Raw genomic sequence first — 19,008 nt, 5'->3', positions numbered from 1 at the left:
CGCTAGGTTTGAGCGATATGCACGTGTTGTGGCATTTCCATCGTTGAGGGTTTGCCTGTATCGAATGCGCCACGCCGTTGATTTATGGTTGTCTTAAGAACCGCCAACAAAGTTAAAAAAGACTTAATAAAGCAGGCGCGTCCTTGTTACGTCACGTAGCAGATCATGCTGGCAGTCAAATCGATACAGGCTGCCCATCATGAATCAGCTACAAGCAATGCGCGTTTTCACCCGCGTGGTCGATCTCACCAGCTTCAGTCTGGCCGCCAAGCAACTCGGCATGTCGGCCGCGGCAGTCACCCGTAGCATCAGCATGCTGGAAGCGCACCTGAACATGCGCCTCCTGAACCGCTCCACGCGCCGCCTCTCGCTGACCGAAGCAGGACAGGCTTACGTGGATGGCTGCCGAACGATCATTGAGCAGCTCGATACAATTGAAGAGAGCCTCGTACGTTCGACCCGTGATCTCAGCGGAACATTACGCGTGGCGGCATCGACTACCTATGCCGCGTGCGGCCTGAGCAATCTGCTCGCGGCGTATCGCGCAGCGTATCCGCGCATTGGCTTTGACGTAACAACCTACGACTCGCCTATAGAGTTAATAGAAGGCGGTTTCGATGTCGGTTTTTCTGCCGATCGCAATCTGCCTAACTCGTCGCTGGTGTGCCGTCACCTGACAGCGTTCAAAGAGGTTGCAGTCGCCTCGCCCGGTTATCTGTCCCAGAACGGCACGCCCGTGAATCCTGCGGCGCTCGCGCATCATCATCTGCTGTCGATCTCCGACGGCTCTGCGCGCAATTGGGAATTCTCGGATCAGAACGGCGTGTATCGCGTGGCAACCGGCAACGCGCTGCATGCAACCAGCAGTGCAACGGTTCGTTCGGCGGCGCTGGCGGACATGGGGATCGCGTTGCTACCGGCACCGCTGGTCAAGGACGATATGGCGAAAGGCTTTTTGCTTCCCATACTCGGCCAGTTCCAGATAACGGGTGGCGTACGTCAGGTTTCGATTCTCTACACGGGTCGCAACTACCTCTCCGCGAAGGTCCGGCATTTCATCGACTTCTCGGTAAGCCAGTACCGTGCCCCTGACAATGCGGTAGGACTGCGTGCCGCGGCCTGACGTGCATTCCGTGCATCCCCCACTCTGGAGCGCGTTGTAATGCCGAAAGTACTTGCCATAGAAGACGACGAACTCATGGCGCAGGAAGTGTCGCGCGCATTGTCAGCACCGGGCTATACGGTCCAGGTTGCGCGCACCGGCCGCGATGGCATTGCCAAAGCCATTGGCGGCGGTTATGACATCGTCACGCTTGATCGCATGTTGCCGGACCTGGATGGCCTCACGATCGTGACGACCATGCGAGGCGTCGGCATAGACACCCCTGTGCTGATTGTCAGTTCAATGAGCCATGTGGATGACCGCGTGCGCGGACTGCGGGCCGGCGGTGACGACTATCTCACCAAGCCCTTCTCTCACGATGAAATGCGCGCCCGCGTGGAAGCCTTGCTTCGACGCAAGGCCGGACCCGCATCCGACGAAACGGTCTTGCGTGTGCATGGCCTCGAGCTTAATCTCGTACGTCGCCGCGTCACGCTTCACGGTCGCGTGCTCGACCTGCAGCCGACCGAGTTTCGCGTGCTCGAATTCATGATGCGTCATGTAGGCCAGGTGCTCACGCGCACCATGATTTTCGAAGGCGTATGGGGCTGCCGTTTCGATCCGGGCACCAACCTGATCGATGTCCATGTCGGCCGCCTGAGAAAGAAAGTGGATGACTCCAGTGGCCGGCCGGCAATCCGCACCATTCGCGGCTCCGGCTATTTGCTGGACTAATTTCTTCATCACTGGACGCAGCCACAAGGTGTTTCGCATCTTGTGGCTGCGCTCGACTTTCGTCACGCCCCCCTTGCCTTCTCGAAACTAAAACTAGTTTCATTTTTCCCGTGCGCGGGTGTTAACCCGATCCTTCCAGAATGACTGACACCGGCGCTGTCATTGCGCAATCAGTCCGATGTCCTGATGTTGTTAAGTCACTAAGTCACTAAGTCACTAAGTCACTAAGTCAGCGCGAACCATGCGCACCCTGAACGGAGCCGTTCTCAATGTTGAAAATTGTCCGATTAGCTTTGACTCGGCCCTATACGTTCATCGTGCTGGCGATGCTGATCGTGTTGATCGGTCCGCTCGCGGCACTCCGTACGCCGACGGACATCTTTCCCGATATCCGCATTCCCGTCATCAGTGTCATCTGGAACTACGCAGGGCTTCAACCGGACGACATGTCGGGCCGGATTGTCACGTACTACGAACGTACACTCGGTACGACCGTCAATGACGTTCAGCATATTGAATCGCAGTCGTTCCGGGGCTATGGCATCGTCAAGATCTTCTTCCAGCCGACCGTCGATATCCGGACGGCCACCGCTCAGGTCACTTCAGTCTCCCAGACCGTGCTCAAGCAAATGCCCCCGGGCATTACGCCGCCACAGATCCTGAACTACAACGCATCGACGGTTCCAGTCCTTCAGATTGCGCTCACCAGCAACACGCTCGATGAGCAGAAGCTGGCCGATTACGCGACCAACTTTATTCGGCCTGCGCTGCTGAGCGTACCCGGTGTGGCGATCCCGACGCCTTACGGCGGCAAGACGCGCGAAGTGCAGATCGACCTGGATCCGCACGCTTTGCAGGCGGACCGGCTGTCCGCTACGGACGTGGCGAACGCATTGGCGCAGCAGAATCAGATCGTGCCGGCGGGGACCGAGAAAATTGGCGACTTCGAATACAACATCAAGCTGAACAACAGCCCGCTCGCGCTTGATCAACTCAACAACCTGCCCGTCAAGACGATCAACGGCGCAACCATCTATATCCGCGATATAGCACACGTGCGCGACGGCAATCCGCCGCAGAGCAATATCGTGCGTCTCGACGGCCATCGCGCCGTGTTGATGAGTATTCTGAAGAACGGCTCGGCTTCAACGCTCGACATCATCGCGGGCGTCAAGGCGAAGCTACCGCTGATTCGCGAGACCCTGCCCCCTGGCCTCAAGCTCGTGACCATGGGCGATCAATCCGTATTCGTGAAGGGCGCGGTGAGCGGCGTGGCGCGTGAAGGCATCATTGCCGCTGCCCTGACCTCGCTGATGATCCTGTTGTTCCTGGGAAGCTGGCGCTCCACGCTGATCATTGCGTCGTCCATCCCGCTTGCGGTTCTGGCCGCGATAGCAGCCCTGTCGGCGATGGGCGAGACGCTCAACGTCATGACGCTTGGAGGGCTTGCGCTTGCGGTGGGTATTCTCGTCGACGACGCAACTGTGACCATTGAAAATATCAACTGGCATCTGGAACAGGGCAAGCCGGTCAAGGACGCGATTCTTGACGGCGCCGCGCAGATTGTGACGCCCGCTCTCGTCTCGCTGCTGTGCATCTGCATTGTGTTCGTGCCCATGCTGCTGCTCGACGGCATTGCACGGTTCCTGTTCGTGCCCATGGCCGAGGCCGTGATCTTCGCCATGATCGCCTCGTTCGTACTCTCACGAACCTTCGTGCCGATGATGGCGCAATACCTGCTGCGGCCTCACGCGTCAGGGGGGCATGCATCCGGCGAGCTTGCCGCGAGCATGGACCCGCACGGCATGACGCATCACACGCCTTCAAAAAATCCCCTGGTCCGATTCCAGCGCAGCTTTGAGCAACTGTTCGGGCGCTTTCGCGGCATGTACCGCATCCTGCTAGGGATGGCGCTCAGCAGCCGCAAGCAGTTCATCGTCGGCTTCCTGGCGGTGGTCGCGGCGTCTTTTTTACTGTCGCCGTTTCTCGGGCGCAACTTCTTTCCGAACATCGACTCGGGTGAGATCGCGTTGCATGTGCGGGGTCCGGTCGGCTTGCGGATCGAGCAGACCGCGAACCTCTTCGATCATGTCGAGAACACCGTTCGCCGGACGATTCCACCGAATCAGTTGCGAGCTGTCATCGACAACATCGGCTTGCCCAACAGCGGTATTAACCTGACCTATAACAACAGCGGCACGATGGGACCATCGGACGGCGACATCCTGATCTCGCTCGGCGAGGACCACGCGCCAACGGCCGAGTACGTCAAGAAACTGCGTCGGCTGCTGCCGCGTGCATATCCGGGCGTGACCTTCTCGTTCCTGCCTGCCGACATCATTTCGCAAATTCTTAACTTCGGCTCACCGGCTCCGATCGATATCCAGGTCGCCGGTCCGAATCAGGCCGGCAACTATGCGTATGCCCAGCAACTGCTGCGCAAGGTACAGCTGATTCCGGGCATTGCCGACACGCGTATTCAACAGGCGACGACCTACCCTCAATTCACCGTGTCGGTTGACCGGACCCGTGCCGCTGAACTGGGCATCACGGAGGGCGACGTGACCAACTCGGTCGTCGCCAATCTCTCGGGCACGAGCCAGGTTGCCCCGACCTACTGGCTTAACCCGCGCAACGGCGTGTCGTACGCAGTCGTCGCGCAGACGCCGCAATACCGCATGACCTCGCTCAACGACCTCGGCAATCTGATGGTCACCGGCAAAACTGGCGAGGCGCAGATTCTGGGCGGCATCGCAACGATCAAGCGCGGCGTCGGTAACGCGGTCGTCTCGCACTACAACATCGAACCCCTGTTCGATATCTACGCCACCACGCAAGGCCGGGATCTGGGCGCCGTTGCCGCGCAGATCAACTCGATCGTGCACCAGACCGCCAAGGACGTACCGAAGGGCTCGCAAGTGACCGTGCGAGGCCAGGTTCAGACCATGAACAGCGCGTTCATGGAACTGGGCCTCGGCCTGATCGCGGCAATCGTGCTGATCTACCTGCTGATCGTGGTGAACTTTCATTCGTGGAGTGATGCGTTCGTGATCGTGACTGCGTTGCCGGCAGCGCTCGCGGGCATCGTCTGGATGCTGTTCGTGACGCACACGCCCCTATCCGTCCCTGCGCTGACGGGCGCGATCCTCTGTATGGGGGTGGCGACCGCGAACTCGATTTTGGTCGTCACCTTCGCCCGCGAACGGCTGGTCATTACAGGCAACGCGCTGGTCGCCGCGATGGAAGCAGGGTTCACGCGGTTTCGCCCGGTGCTGATGACCGCACTTGCGATGATCATCGGCATGTTGCCGATGGCACTGGGTCTCGGCGACGGCGGCGAACAGAACGCCCCGCTCGGGCGGGCGGTGATTGGCGGCCTGATGTGCGCCACCATTGCCACGCTGCTATTCGTGCCTGTTGTGTTCAGCCTCGTGCATCGAAATGAAAAAGCTCAAGAGGATCACCCACTTTCCGGATCAGGAGAATCGCATGTCCACTGAAATTGAAATCAATTCCCCTAAGCGCTTGCGTCATCTGAAGCTGGTCAGCGTGATCATCGCGTTGATTGCCGCGGGCGTGGTGACCAACGGCATCATCAGCCGCTCGCACGCGGAGCACGAACTGACGACCTGGACCGACGCGCAAGCCGTGCCGACCGTGGCCACCGTCACGCCCCAGTTGCCTGCGGCCGAGCAGTCGCTGGAATTGCCGGGGCAGCTCGCGGCCTTCGTCAATGCACCCATCTATGCCCGCGTGTCCGGCTATCTGCAAACGTGGTCCGCCGACATCGGCACGCACGTGAAGGCGGGCCAGTTGCTCGGCTTGATCGATACGCCTGATCTCGATCAGCAATTGCAACAGGCACGAGCCGACCTCGCCAATACGGTAGCGAACGAAAACCTCGCGGCAACCACCGCGAAACGCTGGACGCAGATGCTGAAGCAGGACTCGGTCTCGCAACAGGACGCCGATGAAAAGACCAGCGACCTGACCGCGAAGCAGGCCACGGTCGAAGCCAGCCGCGCCAATGTCGCGCGCCTCGAAGCGCTCGAGTCGTTCAAGCGCATCACGGCCCCGTTTGACGGTATCGTCACGGCCCGCAAAACCGATATTGGTGCATTGATCGATGCGGGCGGCGGCACCGGCCCGGAGTTGTTCGCCGTCTCCGACGCACGCCGCCTCCGGCTCTATGTGAACGTGCCGCAAAGCGACGCGGCGGCGATCAAGCCTGGACTCACCGCCAAGCTGACCGTGCCGGAGCGTCCGGGCATGACCTTCGACGCGAAGCTTGTCGACACGGACGACGCGATTACGCCAGCATCCGGCACGTTGCTGGTGCAGTTGTCGGTGGACAATGCATCGGGCTTGCTGCTGCCGGGAGAATACACGCAGGTTCACTTCGCGCTGCCGAACACCGGCAGCGCGTTGCTCGTTCCGGCGAGCACGCTGATCTTCCGAACTGACAACATGCAGGTCGCGGTCATCGATCCGAATAACCACGTGCATCTGAAAGACGTGAAGATCGCGACCGACCTCGGCACTCATGTGCTGATTGCATCGGGATTGTCGGCGAGCGACACGATCATCGACAACCCGCCGGACTCGCTTGCCGAAGGCGAACTCGTGCGCAGCGCCGCGACGGCCGTGGCCACCGCGGCGACCGGACAGCCGGAGCATGAGCATGGTTAAGCGCCGTCTTCTGATAGTGGCAGCCTGCGCTGTTGCACTGAACGCGTGTTCGTTCGCGCCCACCTACACCGTGCCCGCCACGGCGATTCCCACCACCTTCAAGGAAGCCGGTCCGTGGCAACCGGCGAAACCCGCTGATCGCATTCCGCGTGATAGCTGGTGGACCATGTATCGCGACCCGGTATTGAGCGGGCTCGAAGCGAAGATCGCCACGGCTAATCCGAATGTCGCGGCAGCGGTTGCCCGGCATGACGAAGCCAGCGCTTACCTTCAGGAAGCGCGTTCCGGGCTGTTTCCCACTATTGGCGCCGAAGCCGATGTCTCGCGGCAACGGCAGTCGGATAACCGGCCGTTGCGTGGCACGGATCAGCCTTCAACTTACAACACGGCAGACGCTGGCGTAGGTATTGGTTATGACCTTGATTTGTGGGGCAAGGTGCGCAATCAGGTTAGCGCGGGCCGCTCGCAAGAAGAGGCCAGCGCCGACGATCTCGAGTCGCTGCGCCTCAGCCTTCAGTCAAGCCTCGCGTCGACCTATTTCGAACTGCGCGGACTCGATCAACGCGCGAAGCTGCTCAACGACACCATCGACACATATAAGCGTGCGCTGAAGCTGACTGTGAGCCGTCACGACGGCGGCCTGGCATCCGGCATGGATGTGTCGCGGGCGCAAACGCAACTCGCTTCCGCGCGCGCCGCCGCCGACGATACCCAGGCGAGCCGCGCGCTCCTTGAACATGCAATTGCCACACTCACAGGAACACCGGCTTCGTCATTCTCGTTGCCACCGGACGTTGCGTTCAACTATCTGCCTCACGTACCCCTCGGATTGCCTTCAACGCTTTTACAACGCAGGCCCGATGTTGCGGCGGCGGAGCGGCGCGTGGCGGCGGCGAACGCGAATATCGGCGTGGCGAAGGCCGCGTTCTACCCTGACATTTCACTTGGCCTGGATGGCGGATATCAAAGCGATACATTCTCGCCCTGGCTCGCGGCGCCCAATGAAATCTGGTCGGTGGGACCGCAATTGCTGTTCACGATCTTCGATGGCGGCAAGCGCAGCGCAGCCGTGGCGAACTCGCGGGCGCAACTCGCCGAGAATGGTGCGAAGTATCGGCAGGCCGTGCTTGTGGCGTTTCAGCAGGTCGAAGACGGTCTTGCGCAACTGCACCATCTCGGCGATGAATCAGTCAACGAAGATCAGGCGCTGAGCGCCGCGCAACAGACGCTCGCGCTGGCGACATCGCAGTATCGAGACGGCGTGGTGAGCTATCTGGATGTCGTCACGGCCCAAACCACGGAGTTGACTGCACAAATCTCTTCACTGAACCTGCGTACGCGGCAGCTGACGGCCTCGGTGTCCCTGATCCTGGCGCTGGGCGGTGGATGGACCGCGAAACCCGCCTGAGGCTTATTTCAGCCGTAGAAGTGAAAACGCCGCCGGGGTCCATTTCTTGGCCTCGGCGGCGTTTTTACGTCAAACCCTGCTCGGACAGGTTCAGAAGTGGAGACGCACTCCCGCTGCGACAACCGCCTGCTTGCCGGTCGACGACGCGGCCAGGCTATAGATCGACGCATTGCCCAACGCATTCACGCCTGTTGCTCCGGTCGCGTGCTGGTAGACGCCTTCGAGATAGACATCGGTACGGCGGCTCAGCGCGTAGTCCGCTTGCAGCATGAACGCGTTCCACTTCGGCGAGAGGCTCGACGTGGCGGCGTCGAACTTGCCGTCGGTGAATGTGTACGAGCCGCCCAGGGTCAGTGCCGGCGTCAACGCATAGCGGGCGTTCAACTCATAGTTGTTGAACGTGAGCTTGTTGCCCGACAGCGCAGTGTATGAACCACCCTGCGAGATCTCGCTCGGATCGTCGAGCGTCGTGCGCGTGAACACCGCGCCGACGGTCGCCGCACCAATGACGTAACGCGCGCCCGCACCCATGATGCGCTGGCGTCCGCCGACCAGGGTTGCATCTCCGTCACCGCTCGAAAGCGCGCCACCGGTGTTGGCCGGTGCCGTGACGCCGCCCGGATTGTTAGCCTGGAAGTACGCTGCGGCAAGACTCAAGGGACCGTTGTTATATGACGCGCCCGCCGTATAGGCGTTGTTGTTGCTGAAGCCATTCGATGAATTGCTGAACGCGTACGCACCGCCAAACACGAGCCCGCCGTAGTTCACGCTGCGAAACTTCACCGCATTGTTCATGCGGAAGTCGTTGTTCAGGTTGTCGTTGTCGAAGGGGTGATCGGCTATGTTGCCGCCGAAGCCCGAACCGGTTGCCGACAACGGCGCCACGAAGTCCACCATGGAATCGTACTGGCGTCCCAGCGTAACCGTTCCGTAAGCGGAGCTTGAAATACCGACCCATGCCTGACGGCCGAACTCGTCGCCGCCATTCGAGAACTTGCCGCTGTCAATGTTAAAACCGTTCTCGAGGTCGAACACGGCGGCCAGCCCACCACCCAGATCCTCCGTGCCTTTCAAGCCCCACCGGTTCGTACTCACGTTGCCGCTTTGTACGCCCCACGCTGCATTGCCGCCCGTTGTGGCTTTCTGGTTGGAAATATAGTCGATACCCGTATCAAGCGTGCCGTACAGGGTAACGCTGCTTTGTGCGTTCGCGGCTTGAGAGACCGCGGCCGCGATCAGGCTCAAGGAGGCGATCAACGCTTTATTCATGTGTGCAATTCCAGAATGATGCGGCTGCTGTTCCGCTCCCCGCACGGCGGAGACAGGATGGCGAAGTGCAGCCGCCCGACTCGCCATGCGGACCGGGGCAAATTTAGGCGGCGGGCATGACGTGGACGTGTCGGAATCGCGTTACTTCATGAAGAATAATTTATAAAGCAGATACAAAATATTTAACTTAGTTATCCGATGTTATTTGACTGTTTTATTCGCGTTTCATGAACTGCCCTAGATGAACAACTTTTCACGTTTGAGCGTCTTTCCCGATAGGGCCGACTCGTTAATCTACATTCACCGGGCAACGATCACCCTCCTGCATCGAAGCCCGGTCATTCGCTAAACGGACCTTTAGGAAAGCACCATGAAGACCACGATGATCGCCCTCGCGTTTGCAGGCCTGACCGCCACGGGCTCAGCCTTTGCCCAAAGTACGGCGCCCGCACAGTCACCTGCTCAAGCGCCTGCCCCCGTCACCCTTGCACAGTCAGGACAATGGGTACCTCCGGATGGACAGACCATTGCGCCTAAAACACGCGCGGAGGTTTATCAGGACCTCGTGAAGTCAGAGCAGGACGGCCAGCTCGATTACCTGAACCGCACGTTGTACTGGCATCACTAGGCATGACGCCTCAATCGCCGCTTGCCGTGACGGATGGAATGAGCTTGTGTGTGACGACCCTTCCCGGTTCCGCCGCAGCAGCTTCGCGCCTTCCGTCACTCACTCCGGGCGCACATCCTGATTCGCCGCAATGCGAACGTTCAAAACATAGATTCGATTGACAGGCGGGTTCGCCAAGGTAATGCCATGAGCCGCTTAAGACGCATCCTCTCTGCCTTACGATTGCCGCTGTGCGCGCTGGCGTTGGGCCTTTCATTAGCCGGTTGTGCATCGATGCAAGGTGCATCGACCGATCCTAACGCTTGTGTCGGTCCGGTGGATTACTGCCAGCCCTTCTTCGGTTCCTGATCTCACCTGATACCTGCGTAACGAGAGTGTGAGAGCGCGAACTCCCTGCGCGGGAGCATCGCGCGTGACGCATTTCCAACGTTCTATCGAGAAACGGAAAGGGCAAGAGCCGGAGGCAGGTGTGTCGTGATGATCTGATAACCGAATCGGCTGACGGTTTCAAGGCGCGCACCGAAGGTATGCAACTCAAGCTTGCGGCGCAGGCGCGAGACAACCAGATTCACGCTCGACGGGTCCACGACGTCCTTGTCAGGCCACGCATACCGAATCAACTGATCGCGTGCGACGGGCGCGTCGGGCTGGCGCAGCAGCGACTCAATCAACAGGAACTCGCGCTTGGTCAGAGGGAAACGCTTGTCTCCTTCCACCAGCTCCCGCGTAAGCGGATCCAGCTTCAGCGCAAGGTCAAGCGTCGGGTCGCCCAAGCCCTGCATCGACGAACGATGCAACGCCAGCATGCGTTCCTGCATTTCGATAAACGAATACGGCTGCACGAAGCAGGCGTCCGCACCCGCGCGCAGCATGCGCGCTCTTTCTACAGGCGTCGCGCGTCCGAGCACGACCAGGATCGCGGGCGAACCCGGCAAACACGCGAAGTCGGACAATAGCGTAGCGAGGTTGCAGATGGACTCAGTATCGACGGCGACGATCAGCACCGCGTCAAAGGTGTCCTGCGACGCGAGATGAAGCCCGTCGCGAAGATCGTCGGTCATGTGCAGGCTGTGCGCGCTTTCACGTAAAGCCTTATGCAGATAGGCGCCTTCAGTGCAGACGGTGGAAATGAGCAGAACTCGCATAGGGTGGCTCTTACTCGATTGATCGGTTAGTCGGTTAGTCGGTTAATCGGTTAGTCGTTGTTAAAGTCAGGCAATCAGCATGCGCATCATTCGAGCGCGTGGGGCCAGCATTCAACTGTCATTGTCGTGCCGGGGTTGGTACCGGTCCCATTGGCGCCCACACGAAGCGCGAAATCGTGCAGCCGCATCACGGCCGACACAATGCTGAGGCCCAGTCCCGAGCCTGCCAGATGACGCGTCTGATCGGCTCTGTAGAAGCGTTGCAACACCGCTTCCCGCTCGCGCTCCGGAATACCCGGACCGTTGTCCGAAATGACCAGTAGCGCGCCCTGCGGATGATCTGTGAGTTCGATACGCACGGCCCCATTGTCCGGAGCGAACTTGATCGCGTTGTCGAGCAAGTTGCTGAATGCTTCGAATAGCAACGCCCGATCGCCATGCACCGCGGGAACCTGTTCGACCACAACCGCCCAGCTAATTCCCCGGTCCTCGGCAAGCGGTTCATACAGTTCGCCCAATTCGTGAACCAGTGTAGTGAGGTCCACTGACGAAAACCCGCCACGCCGCTTCAATGCGCCAATCTCCGAAATGCGGAGCATCGCGCCGAACCGGTCGAGCAGAATATCGGCCTCGATGCGCGCACGGTCGAGCATTTGGGCGACGCCGTCGTCCTGGATCACATGCATGCGTTCAGCCACGTTGGCAAGCAAAGTGCGGATATGCGCGGCCGGGGTTCGCAAGTCATGCGCTATTCCGTCGCATGCGCTCTTGACCTCCGTCATCAGCCGTTCGATTTCCTCGAGCATGTGATTCACGAGATGCGCGAGCATATCCAGCTCGTCTCGTCCTCCAATGGGCAGACGCCGGTTAAGGTCACCCTCTGCGATCCGCAAGGTGACGTTGCGAATATCGCGTACACGCCGCATCTGCCGCAGATTGAGCAACAAGCCGCTGGCTATGCTCACTAACAAGCAGAGCAAGCCCCCGCCAACCAGCGCGTTGATCATCGTCTCGCGAACCGCCAGCACGTGCGTGAGATCGCGGGCCACCACGATCTGTTCGCCGCTGTGCCGGCGTACGCCCATTGCCCGGACCACCGGCGACTTAGCCTGATTGGCGACGATCAGGCTACCGTTGAGTGTATGACCTTGACGATCGAGCGGCAGGTCCGCAGGCAACACGCGGATATCGCCGGCGAGATGGGTGCCGTCGGGGGCAAACAGCCCGAAGTAATTGGTATTCAGGTGTTCGCCTTCCGTGCGCCGGTAAATGGTCGCCGGCAGTGCCTGATCCTCGATGGACCCGAAGTAGAAGATCTGCCAATGCAACACTGAGTCCGCATCGAACTCCATGCGCGTGGTCGCCGACCAGCCGATAAATCCGATCAGGACCATGACCGACAGCGCGAAGATGACCGCGTAGACTGAAAGCCACCTGAAGGTCGTGTTATGCCAGCGGCGCCCCATTTCCACGGGATGCGTTCGATTCGTTGAGTCAGCCAAGGTGTTCTTATAAAAGATGGATCACGTCAGGATATAGCCCGAACCGCGCACGGTCTGAATGGTTGCTTTGGCACCGGGGGGATCGATCTTCTTGCGCAAGCGTCCCATGTGAACGTCGATCAGATTCGTACCGGGATCGAAGTGATAACCCCACACCGCTTCGAACAGCATGGTCCGAGTGATGGTTTGACCCGCGTGCCGCATCATGAACTCCAGGATGCGGTATTCGGTTGGCAGCAGCTGCACTTCAATGCCGTCGCGCGTCACCTTGCGCGAGATCAGATCGATAAGGAGCGGTCCGGCATTCAGCGTTGTTTCATTGCGTGCTGGCGTTTCGCGCCGGCGTCGCAGCAGCACTTCGAGACGTGCTGTGAGTTCGTCTGAATTAAACGGTTTGGTCAGGTAGTCGTCACCGCCTGCACGCAGACCGCGAATGCGCTCATCTACGTCGCCAAGCGCGCTTAGCATCAGCACGGGCGCCTGTACGCCAACCGTTCGCAAGGTGGTGAGGATAGTCAGGCCATCAAGCCCCGGGAGCATGCGGTCGAGCATGATCACGTCATACTCGCCGCTCATCGCTCGGGCAAGACCGTCGGGTCCGTTATCTACCCAGTCCACCTCGAACCCGCATTTTTCAAGCTCTGCCACAATCTCATTCGCTGCTAGCGGATCGTCCTCTACCGTAAGCACTCGTGTCGTCATTGTTCCCAATCCCAAGTCGGCACCGGCGAAAAACCGGCTACCGTCTGCACTGCCAGAGGGTAAATGATGCCACAACCGACTCGATGAGATCGGTGAATGGAGTGGACGGACAGGCATCAGAAAGGTACCTGACCTTAGTGGCCGCCGCGATAAACCACCGTATCCAGGTAATTAAGCTGACCGTCTTTTTCAGCGTGAACAAGCGAGCGCTCAACCTGCGCGCGGGTGAGCGTCGAGACGGGCGGCTTCCACGATTGGTCTTGAGCAGGTTTCGCCGGTGACTGGGCAAATGCCGACGAACACACTGCGCATGAGAGCAGACTGGCTACGAAAAAAAGTTTTTTCATGTCGATAATCCTGATGATCCTGGTGAATTTGGTGTCGCGGTCCGCGAATGGCGTTGCGATGGTGTTAAGACTACGCGGGCACCCTTAACGGTCCGTCATCCGCTTCATGAAAAGATATTTACTGAAATGCGCTTAGGGCAAAGCCTCTAAGACACCATCGAAATTTTTGTGAACCATTGCTTGGCGCGACGTGTCGAATTGCCGGCTTGCTTTGTCCACGGGGCTTGCTTCGTCCACGGACAAAGTCATTCATGCGTCATTCGTGGATAAGCTCAGGTCTTAGTTCGCGGACGGACTGGCGGGATCGCCTGCAACCTGCGCCGGCATGCAGTCGTGACGGAACTCCTGATGCAGCTTCGCTTCGGCAGTTTGCAGCTCGTCCGGATATTCGTTGTCGTCGGAAGTCGGCTGATATCCGACCGCTTCCAGCTCGCTCAACTCCTGCATCAATTGTTTATGCGTGACAGTGTGCTTGAGCGGAGTGAACGGATAGTCATGACACTCGGCCTGCGTGAGACTTGGGGCGGCCAAGGCCGATGCGCTGGTAAGGGCAAGTGAAAACGTAATCAATGCAGCGGAAAGGCGTTTCATGGATGTTCTCCGTAAAGATATCGGTCGTGAGTAGTCGCCTTCGCATGGCTGGTTTTGTCTAGCGACAGGTGACGAGATTCAGGATAGCGAACCGATTACAACGGAAAGTCCGCTGTTACATGAAGAGTAATTTAAGGTTCGTTTCGATCAGCGCAGAGGCCTTGCGAATGATGGCGTGGCGTTGACATGCCGCTTGCCTGAAGTTTGATTCGACTTTGTTCGCTTACAAACCACATTTCACAGCTCACACTGACCCGCCTGTTGGCTAGGCCATACTTTCACGCCCCTCCTTTTTCTGCGCGCACGCGGCCGCTGCGAAGCGACGTGCAAGATCCCAATACATCGTTTCGAATTGTTTGGAAGTTAGCTGTATCGGATTCACGACACGCATCGTCCTTCCTCGTCCCTGCCTGATGCTCCACGCGGTACACCGTCCCCTCGCCAGCAAGCCGCGGCGCTCTTTGGCCACGTCTCTTCCAGTGCCTGAAAGTCTGAATTTCAGTTAGTCGCCACAGCGATGAATAACGGCTCATTAACCTTCGTGGGCGCTTTCATGAAGTCTTATGTTCGTCGTTAGGTACGTCATACGTTCGCGCGGCAAGAACCGACATCAAGCGCCACACACGCGTCTGAATCTATAACCATTGGGATTGAAGAATCATGAAGAAAACCTTGCTAGCCGCTGCGATTCCGGCAATTTTCCTGAGCACCCTCGCGCATGCGCAAAGCAGCGTCACGCTCTATGGCCTGATCGACGAAGGGTTTGACTTTACGAGTAATGGTCAAGGCCATCGCGGTTATGAAATGGTCAGCGGCGACACCGTGGGCAGCCGCTGGGGCTTGAAAGGCAGTGAGGACCTGGGCAATGGACTGAAGGGAATCTTCCTGTTGGAGAATGGCTTCAACACGAACAACGGACAACTCGGTCAAGGCGGTCTTGAGTTTGGCCGTCAGGCTTACGTTGGCTTGTCGTCAGCTCAATATGGTACGTTCACCATGGGTCGTCAGTACGATCCCACCATCGACATGTGGAGCGGCTTCACCGCTGCGGGCAACACCATTGGCGATCTGGCGGCGCATCCGTTCGACAACGATAACTCGGACTGGGATTATCGTATCCAGAACTCGGTCAAGTATGTGTCGCCGACCTATAGTGGCTTTACTGGCGAAGCCATGTATGGATTCAGCAACCAGGCGGGCGGGTTCGCGACGAATCGCATGTACAGCGCAGCAGGTACCTACAAGATGGGAGGCTTTGCTGCAGCTCTCGCGTACATGAAGACCAATAGTGGCGGAGCCAATGCGTCGGGCGCCGTGTCGAACGACACAACGGTGTTTTCGGCTGACTCGCAGCAGAACATTGACGCTGGCGTGTCGTACACGTTCTCGAACAAGGCGATGTTAGCGTTCGCGTATTCGCATGTGGATGTCTACAACCCGACCGGCAACGCGTACTTTACGGATCAGCCGGTAGCGGGTACGCAGAACTCGTGGAAGTTCGACAACTTCGAAGTCAACGGACAGTACTTCTTCAAGCCTGATTTCTGGATGGCGGCTGCCTACACTTATACGTTCGCTCACATTTCCGCTACGACCGGGCGCTCGATGCCTAAGTACAATCAATTCTCCTTGATGCTTGACTATGACCTTAGCACGCGTACGTCGGTCTATATTCAAGGGGCCTATCAACACGTGAATGGCAACACGGGGACGCAATTCGACAATGCGGATATTCCGGGTTCATCGGGGATTTCTTCAACCGGCAATCAGATGATGGCGCGGTTGGCGATGACGCACCGGTTCTGATCGCTCGCACTAAAAGGGCGGTGCTCACGTGCCGCCCCCTTTAGCCCACCCGCCAAAACCACCTTCAACGCTGGCGCACAGTGCGAGCGGCCCTTACTGGCGGTAGTTGCGCTAACGCCGCTAATGGCGAGCGCGAAACGCCAATCAAGATCCGTCGATCTACTCTCCCAACAACCTCGTCGACCAGGACCATCGGGCGATCAAGCGCCGCGCTCGACCCGTGCTGGGATTCAAGCATCTCAATCTCCGCTGCGTGTAAATCATCTGATCAATTCCGTTCATCCGTTGTCGGCCATGACATGCCTTGTCCAGCTAATTCAGCCAAAAATTTCACCCAATCCTTATTGTTTGCTTGAGAAGAAGAATTTTTTGACAGAAACTTCATCACAGTGTAATTTTCACTGCACGCTCCCCTAAGATCCTGCAAAGAGAAACCCGTGTCCGAAGACTCCTTGCCGCTGATGAACGCCCCCGCGCACGAGCAAGACGTGGTCATCGGCGGCCGCTTGCGCGCCATGCGCAAGGCGCAGGACCTGCGCCTCAAACACGTGGCCGAGCAGGCCGGCCTGTCCGTCAGCATGCTCAGCCAGATCGAGCGCGGCATCAGTTCGCCGTCCATTCGCGTGCTTCGCAACATCTGTCATGCGCTGGGCGTCGATGGCGCCGCGTTGTTCGACGAGCGCGATACGCCCGCTCCGCAAGACGGCACAGGCGCGGACTTTGTCGTGCGGCTCGCGGACCGCAAGCCAGTGAGCGTTGGCGGCGTCACTAAATATCGGGTGACACCCGCGGGCTGCTCGGTCATGGAAGGGTTCCTCATGGAGATCGGCGCAGGCGCTGTGTCCGACGTGAACTTCGTCTTGCAGACCGGCGACAAGATTGGTTATATCGTGCGCGGCAAGCTGCGCCTGTTCGTCGATGACCAGGACATGCTGCTGGAAGCCGGGGACATATATGGTTTTCCGTCAGGCCACCGGTATAGATGGGAGAACGGCTGGGAATCGCCCACCACCATTCTCGTCATCAACAGCAATCATTTCTACGTTTAGATTTTCGCCCGGGCGTGGCCAGTTTTGTGCGCCTACTTAGCTGTACTGGACACACCGAGCCATGACCGGCCGGTGCTCACTACACAGGACGCAGAGATGAAACAGGCGATCGGCGGTATCGGCCCGGGCGACATTCCATCATCCAGGCAGGCATCCGCGCACAAGTTTCGTGACGTGGTGGCGGCAAACGTGGGCACGTTCTTCGAGTGGTTCGACCTGCTCGTCTACGCCATGTTCGCGATCACCATCTCGCACCTGTTTTTCCCCACTGGCAATCCGCAGTCGGCCTTGTTATACAGCCTGCTTACCTTCGCGAGTGCGTATGTCGTACGGCCCGTTGGTGCGGTTGTGCTGGGCATCTACGCCGATAAACGCGGCCGCCGTGCCGCGCTGACCATCGCTGCGTTCCTGATGCTGTGCGGCACGTTCCTCATGGCCGTGATCCCGACGTATCGGGTGATTGGTGCTTGGGCGCCTGCGTTGCTCGTGTTCGGACGCCTGCTGCAGGGGTTCTCGGTAGGCGGTGAATTCGGCTGCGCGAATTCTTACCTGACCGAGCAAAACTCGCGCACAAAAGCGTTCTTCGCCAGCCTGCAGTTCTCGACCTCGGGTCTCGCGGTGCTGACCGCCTCGCTGTTCGCTTACCTGATCAATCACTATCTTTCGCAAGAGCAAGTCGATTCGTGGGGATGGCGCACGCCGTTCATCTTCGGCTGCCTGATCGGTCCGGTGGGACTGTATATCCGCACCAAGATCAATGAAACGCACGAGTTCGAGGAAGTCGCGGACAAACCGCATCGGCCACTTGCAGAGGTCTTTACCTTTCACAAGCGCTTCCTGCTGATGGGCGCAGCAGTTGTGGCGGCGGGCAATGTGGCAAGTTTCCTCAACATCTACATGCCGACGTTCGCCATCAATAACCTCGGCATAGCTAAGGACTCTGCATTCATTGCATCAATCTTCAGTGGTCTTGTCAGCACGATCTTTCCGATCTTCGGCGGACTGGCTGCCGACCGTTTCGGCACCATCAAGGTCATGCGAATTGCGTTGATCGCCGGCCTGATCATGATCTTTCCCATGTTCTTCATGCTGACGCATACGCCCTCGTTCCAGTCGCTGATCTTGTTTCAATGCGCGATGTCGCTGGTGTTCTACAGCTTCTATTACGCGCCGGTCGGCTCGCTGCTGTCGCAGCTCTTGCCAACATCGTGCCGGACTACCGGTGTGTCGATCGCCTACGTGGCATCGCAGACATTTTTTGGCGGCGTCACCCCGCTCGTGGTTGGCTTCCTTGTTGCGCAGACGGGCAGCATCATGTCGCCGGCTTATTACGTGATCGTGATAGGCGTGGTTGCGCTGGTGGGTTTGTCGGCTAGCCGAAGCCGCGCTCATTGACCTCAACAATCGCCTACCTTCAAGGACATAACATGCGTTCGACATTGCCTGCGGAGATCGACGTTGCGATCGTCGGGGGCGGCATCATTGGTATCAGCACTGCGCTTGCATTGGCACGCAAGGGAGTACGTGCAGCGGTATTCGAAAAAGGCACGGTCGCGGGCGAACAATCATCGCGTAACTGGGAATGGATTCGTACGGTCGGGCGCGATCCAAGGGAGTTGCCGCTATCTGCTATAGCGAACGATATGTGGGCAGACATCCAGGCGCGCATCAACGTGGGATATCGGCGCACCGGCCTCGCCTATCTGGCGGAAACGGACAAGGAGATGGCCCGTCATCAAGCGTGGCTCGACTCAGCTAAAGACACAGGCACAGAAGGAAGCTTGCTGGGACGAGACGAACTGACGCGGCTTATTCCCGCCTCGAACCGGCCGTGGATTGGCGCCTTGTACAGTGCGGGCGATGGTGTTGCCGAACCCGCGATCGCTACCGCCGCAATCGCCAGACTCGCGACCGACGCCGGTGCGATGGTGTTCGAACAATGTGCGGTTCGGGGGATGGAGACCAGCGCGGGGAGAACGTCGGCGGTCGTCACCGAACTTGGCGTAGTGAAGTGTGCGTCGGTGGTGTTGGCAGG

The 19,008-nt window shown here is 58.8% G+C and carries 16 protein-coding genes and 1 pseudogene; 11 read left to right on the top strand and 6 right to left on the bottom strand.

Translation table 11 applies throughout. The features are described from left to right. The first annotated feature begins 199 nt into the window (after positions 1-199). The 5 genes from GSQ93_RS28390 (at position 200) to GSQ93_RS28370 (ending at position 7,934) form a co-directional block, all read left to right on the top strand. A complete protein-coding gene (locus GSQ93_RS28390) occupies positions 200-1,123 on the top strand; it encodes a LysR family transcriptional regulator (protein WP_158938969.1) in 924 nt (307 codons plus the stop codon). 39 nt (positions 1,124-1,162) lie between these two features. After that, complete coding sequence (locus tag GSQ93_RS28385; protein WP_158938968.1) at positions 1,163-1,837, top strand: response regulator transcription factor; 675 nt, start codon at positions 1,163-1,165, stop codon at positions 1,835-1,837. Between the two features lie 269 nt (positions 1,838-2,106). Beyond that, positions 2,107-5,337 carry an efflux RND transporter permease subunit gene (locus GSQ93_RS28380; protein WP_158938967.1) on the top strand — a complete coding sequence of 1,077 codons (3,231 nt, stop codon included), beginning with the start codon at positions 2,107-2,109 and terminating at the stop codon, positions 5,335-5,337. Further along, on the top strand, positions 5,327-6,526 hold the full coding sequence (locus tag GSQ93_RS28375; protein WP_158938966.1) for an efflux RND transporter periplasmic adaptor subunit: 1,200 nt from the start codon (positions 5,327-5,329) through the stop codon (positions 6,524-6,526). Before GSQ93_RS28380 ends, GSQ93_RS28375 begins: the two co-directional genes overlap by 11 nt. After that, positions 6,519-7,934: an efflux transporter outer membrane subunit gene (locus GSQ93_RS28370; RefSeq protein WP_158938965.1), complete on the top strand. Its 1,416-nt coding sequence runs from the start codon at positions 6,519-6,521 to the stop codon at positions 7,932-7,934. The genes GSQ93_RS28375 and GSQ93_RS28370 overlap by 8 nt, the downstream gene beginning before the upstream one ends. A gap of 90 nt (positions 7,935-8,024) precedes the next feature. Here the strand turns inward: GSQ93_RS28370 and GSQ93_RS28365 are convergent, their stop codons facing one another. Beyond that, positions 8,025-9,203 (bottom strand): porin, encoded by a 1,179-nt coding sequence (locus tag GSQ93_RS28365; protein ID WP_158938964.1) that lies wholly within the window; start codon positions 9,201-9,203, stop codon positions 8,025-8,027. A gap of 370 nt (positions 9,204-9,573) precedes the next feature. Here GSQ93_RS28365 and GSQ93_RS28360 point away from each other — a divergent pair, with 370 nt between their 5' ends. Further along, positions 9,574-9,831 (top strand): DUF4148 domain-containing protein, encoded by a 258-nt coding sequence (locus GSQ93_RS28360; RefSeq protein WP_158938963.1) that lies wholly within the window; start codon positions 9,574-9,576, stop codon positions 9,829-9,831. A 431-nt stretch (positions 9,832-10,262) separates the two neighbouring features. Here the strand turns inward: GSQ93_RS28360 and GSQ93_RS28355 are convergent, their stop codons facing one another. The 5 genes from GSQ93_RS28355 to GSQ93_RS28335 all read right to left on the bottom strand — a co-directional run bounded on the left by GSQ93_RS28355 (position 10,263) and on the right by GSQ93_RS28335 (position 14,118). Continuing rightward, positions 10,263-10,976: a response regulator transcription factor gene (locus GSQ93_RS28355; protein ID WP_158938962.1), complete on the bottom strand. Its 714-nt coding sequence runs from the start codon at positions 10,974-10,976 to the stop codon at positions 10,263-10,265. 86 nt (positions 10,977-11,062) lie between these two features. After that, positions 11,063-12,442: a HAMP domain-containing sensor histidine kinase gene (locus GSQ93_RS28350; protein WP_158939058.1), complete on the bottom strand. Its 1,380-nt coding sequence runs from the start codon at positions 12,440-12,442 to the stop codon at positions 11,063-11,065. Positions 12,443-12,499: 57 nt separating this feature from the next. After that, positions 12,500-13,180, bottom strand: a complete 681-nt coding sequence (locus GSQ93_RS28345) for a response regulator transcription factor (protein WP_158938961.1) — start codon at positions 13,178-13,180, stop codon at positions 12,500-12,502. Positions 13,181-13,314: 134 nt separating this feature from the next. Then, positions 13,315-13,527 carry a DUF4148 domain-containing protein gene (locus GSQ93_RS28340; protein ID WP_158938960.1) on the bottom strand — a complete coding sequence of 71 codons (213 nt, stop codon included), beginning with the start codon at positions 13,525-13,527 and terminating at the stop codon, positions 13,315-13,317. Between the two features lie 279 nt (positions 13,528-13,806). Next, positions 13,807-14,118 (bottom strand): DUF4148 domain-containing protein, encoded by a 312-nt coding sequence (locus GSQ93_RS28335; RefSeq protein ID WP_158938959.1) that lies wholly within the window; start codon positions 14,116-14,118, stop codon positions 13,807-13,809. Positions 14,119-14,778: 660 nt separating this feature from the next. On the opposite strand from GSQ93_RS28335, the gene GSQ93_RS28330 reads away from it, so the two are divergent. From GSQ93_RS28330 to GSQ93_RS38380, 5 genes and pseudogenes are all read left to right on the top strand, one after another. Further along, a complete protein-coding gene (locus GSQ93_RS28330; RefSeq protein WP_158938958.1) occupies positions 14,779-15,924 on the top strand; it encodes a porin in 1,146 nt (381 codons plus the stop codon). A 116-nt stretch (positions 15,925-16,040) separates the two neighbouring features. Further along, positions 16,041-16,180, top strand: a pseudogene (locus GSQ93_RS37660) (IS6 family transposase); the annotation flags it as partial. A gap of 181 nt (positions 16,181-16,361) precedes the next feature. After that, on the top strand, positions 16,362-16,973 hold the full coding sequence (locus tag GSQ93_RS28325) for an XRE family transcriptional regulator (protein WP_158938957.1): 612 nt from the start codon (positions 16,362-16,364) through the stop codon (positions 16,971-16,973). A gap of 96 nt (positions 16,974-17,069) precedes the next feature. Beyond that, the gene (locus tag GSQ93_RS28320) at positions 17,070-18,368 is read left to right on the top strand and encodes an MFS transporter (protein ID WP_158938956.1); all 1,299 of its coding nucleotides are present in this window, start codon (positions 17,070-17,072) and stop codon (positions 18,366-18,368) included. Positions 18,369-18,400: 32 nt separating this feature from the next. Next, positions 18,401-19,008: FAD-binding oxidoreductase (locus GSQ93_RS38380; RefSeq protein WP_254074110.1), on the top strand; the 608-nt coding region annotated here is incomplete at its 3' end.

It is taken from the genome of Burkholderia sp. S171 (genome assembly GCF_009766085.1).
Classification (GTDB): Bacteria; Pseudomonadota; Gammaproteobacteria; order Burkholderiales; family Burkholderiaceae; genus Caballeronia.
Note: the sequence above shows the minus strand (reverse complement) of the source record. Positions and strands in the feature narration are given on the sequence as shown.

Bases quoted from the DNA above. Each gene is read 5' to 3' on its own strand.
- GSQ93_RS28340 (WP_158938960.1), bottom strand. From the start codon at position 13,527: ATGAAAAAACTTTTTTTCGTAGCCAGTCTGCTCTCATGCGCAGTGTGT.
- GSQ93_RS28345 (WP_158938961.1), bottom strand. From the start codon at position 13,180: ATGACGACACGAGTGCTTACGGTAGAGGACGATCCGCTAGCAGCGAAT.
- GSQ93_RS28330 (WP_158938958.1), top strand. From the start codon at position 14,779: ATGAAGAAAACCTTGCTAGCCGCTGCGATTCCGGCAATTTTCCTGAGC.
- GSQ93_RS28360 (WP_158938963.1), top strand. From the start codon at position 9,574: ATGAAGACCACGATGATCGCCCTCGCGTTTGCAGGCCTGACCGCCACG.
- GSQ93_RS28370 (WP_158938965.1), top strand. From the start codon at position 6,519: ATGGTTAAGCGCCGTCTTCTGATAGTGGCAGCCTGCGCTGTTGCACTG.
- GSQ93_RS28390 (WP_158938969.1), top strand. From the start codon at position 200: ATGAATCAGCTACAAGCAATGCGCGTTTTCACCCGCGTGGTCGATCTC.
- GSQ93_RS28355 (WP_158938962.1), bottom strand. From the start codon at position 10,976: ATGCGAGTTCTGCTCATTTCCACCGTCTGCACTGAAGGCGCCTATCTG.
- GSQ93_RS28365 (WP_158938964.1), bottom strand. From the start codon at position 9,203: ATGAATAAAGCGTTGATCGCCTCCTTGAGCCTGATCGCGGCCGCGGTC.
- GSQ93_RS28375 (WP_158938966.1), top strand. From the start codon at position 5,327: ATGTCCACTGAAATTGAAATCAATTCCCCTAAGCGCTTGCGTCATCTG.
- GSQ93_RS28320 (WP_158938956.1), top strand. From the start codon at position 17,070: ATGAAACAGGCGATCGGCGGTATCGGCCCGGGCGACATTCCATCATCC.
- GSQ93_RS28385 (WP_158938968.1), top strand. From the start codon at position 1,163: ATGCCGAAAGTACTTGCCATAGAAGACGACGAACTCATGGCGCAGGAA.
- GSQ93_RS28350 (WP_158939058.1), bottom strand. From the start codon at position 12,442: ATGGGGCGCCGCTGGCATAACACGACCTTCAGGTGGCTTTCAGTCTAC.
- GSQ93_RS28380 (WP_158938967.1), top strand. From the start codon at position 2,107: ATGTTGAAAATTGTCCGATTAGCTTTGACTCGGCCCTATACGTTCATC.
- GSQ93_RS28335 (WP_158938959.1), bottom strand. From the start codon at position 14,118: ATGAAACGCCTTTCCGCTGCATTGATTACGTTTTCACTTGCCCTTACC.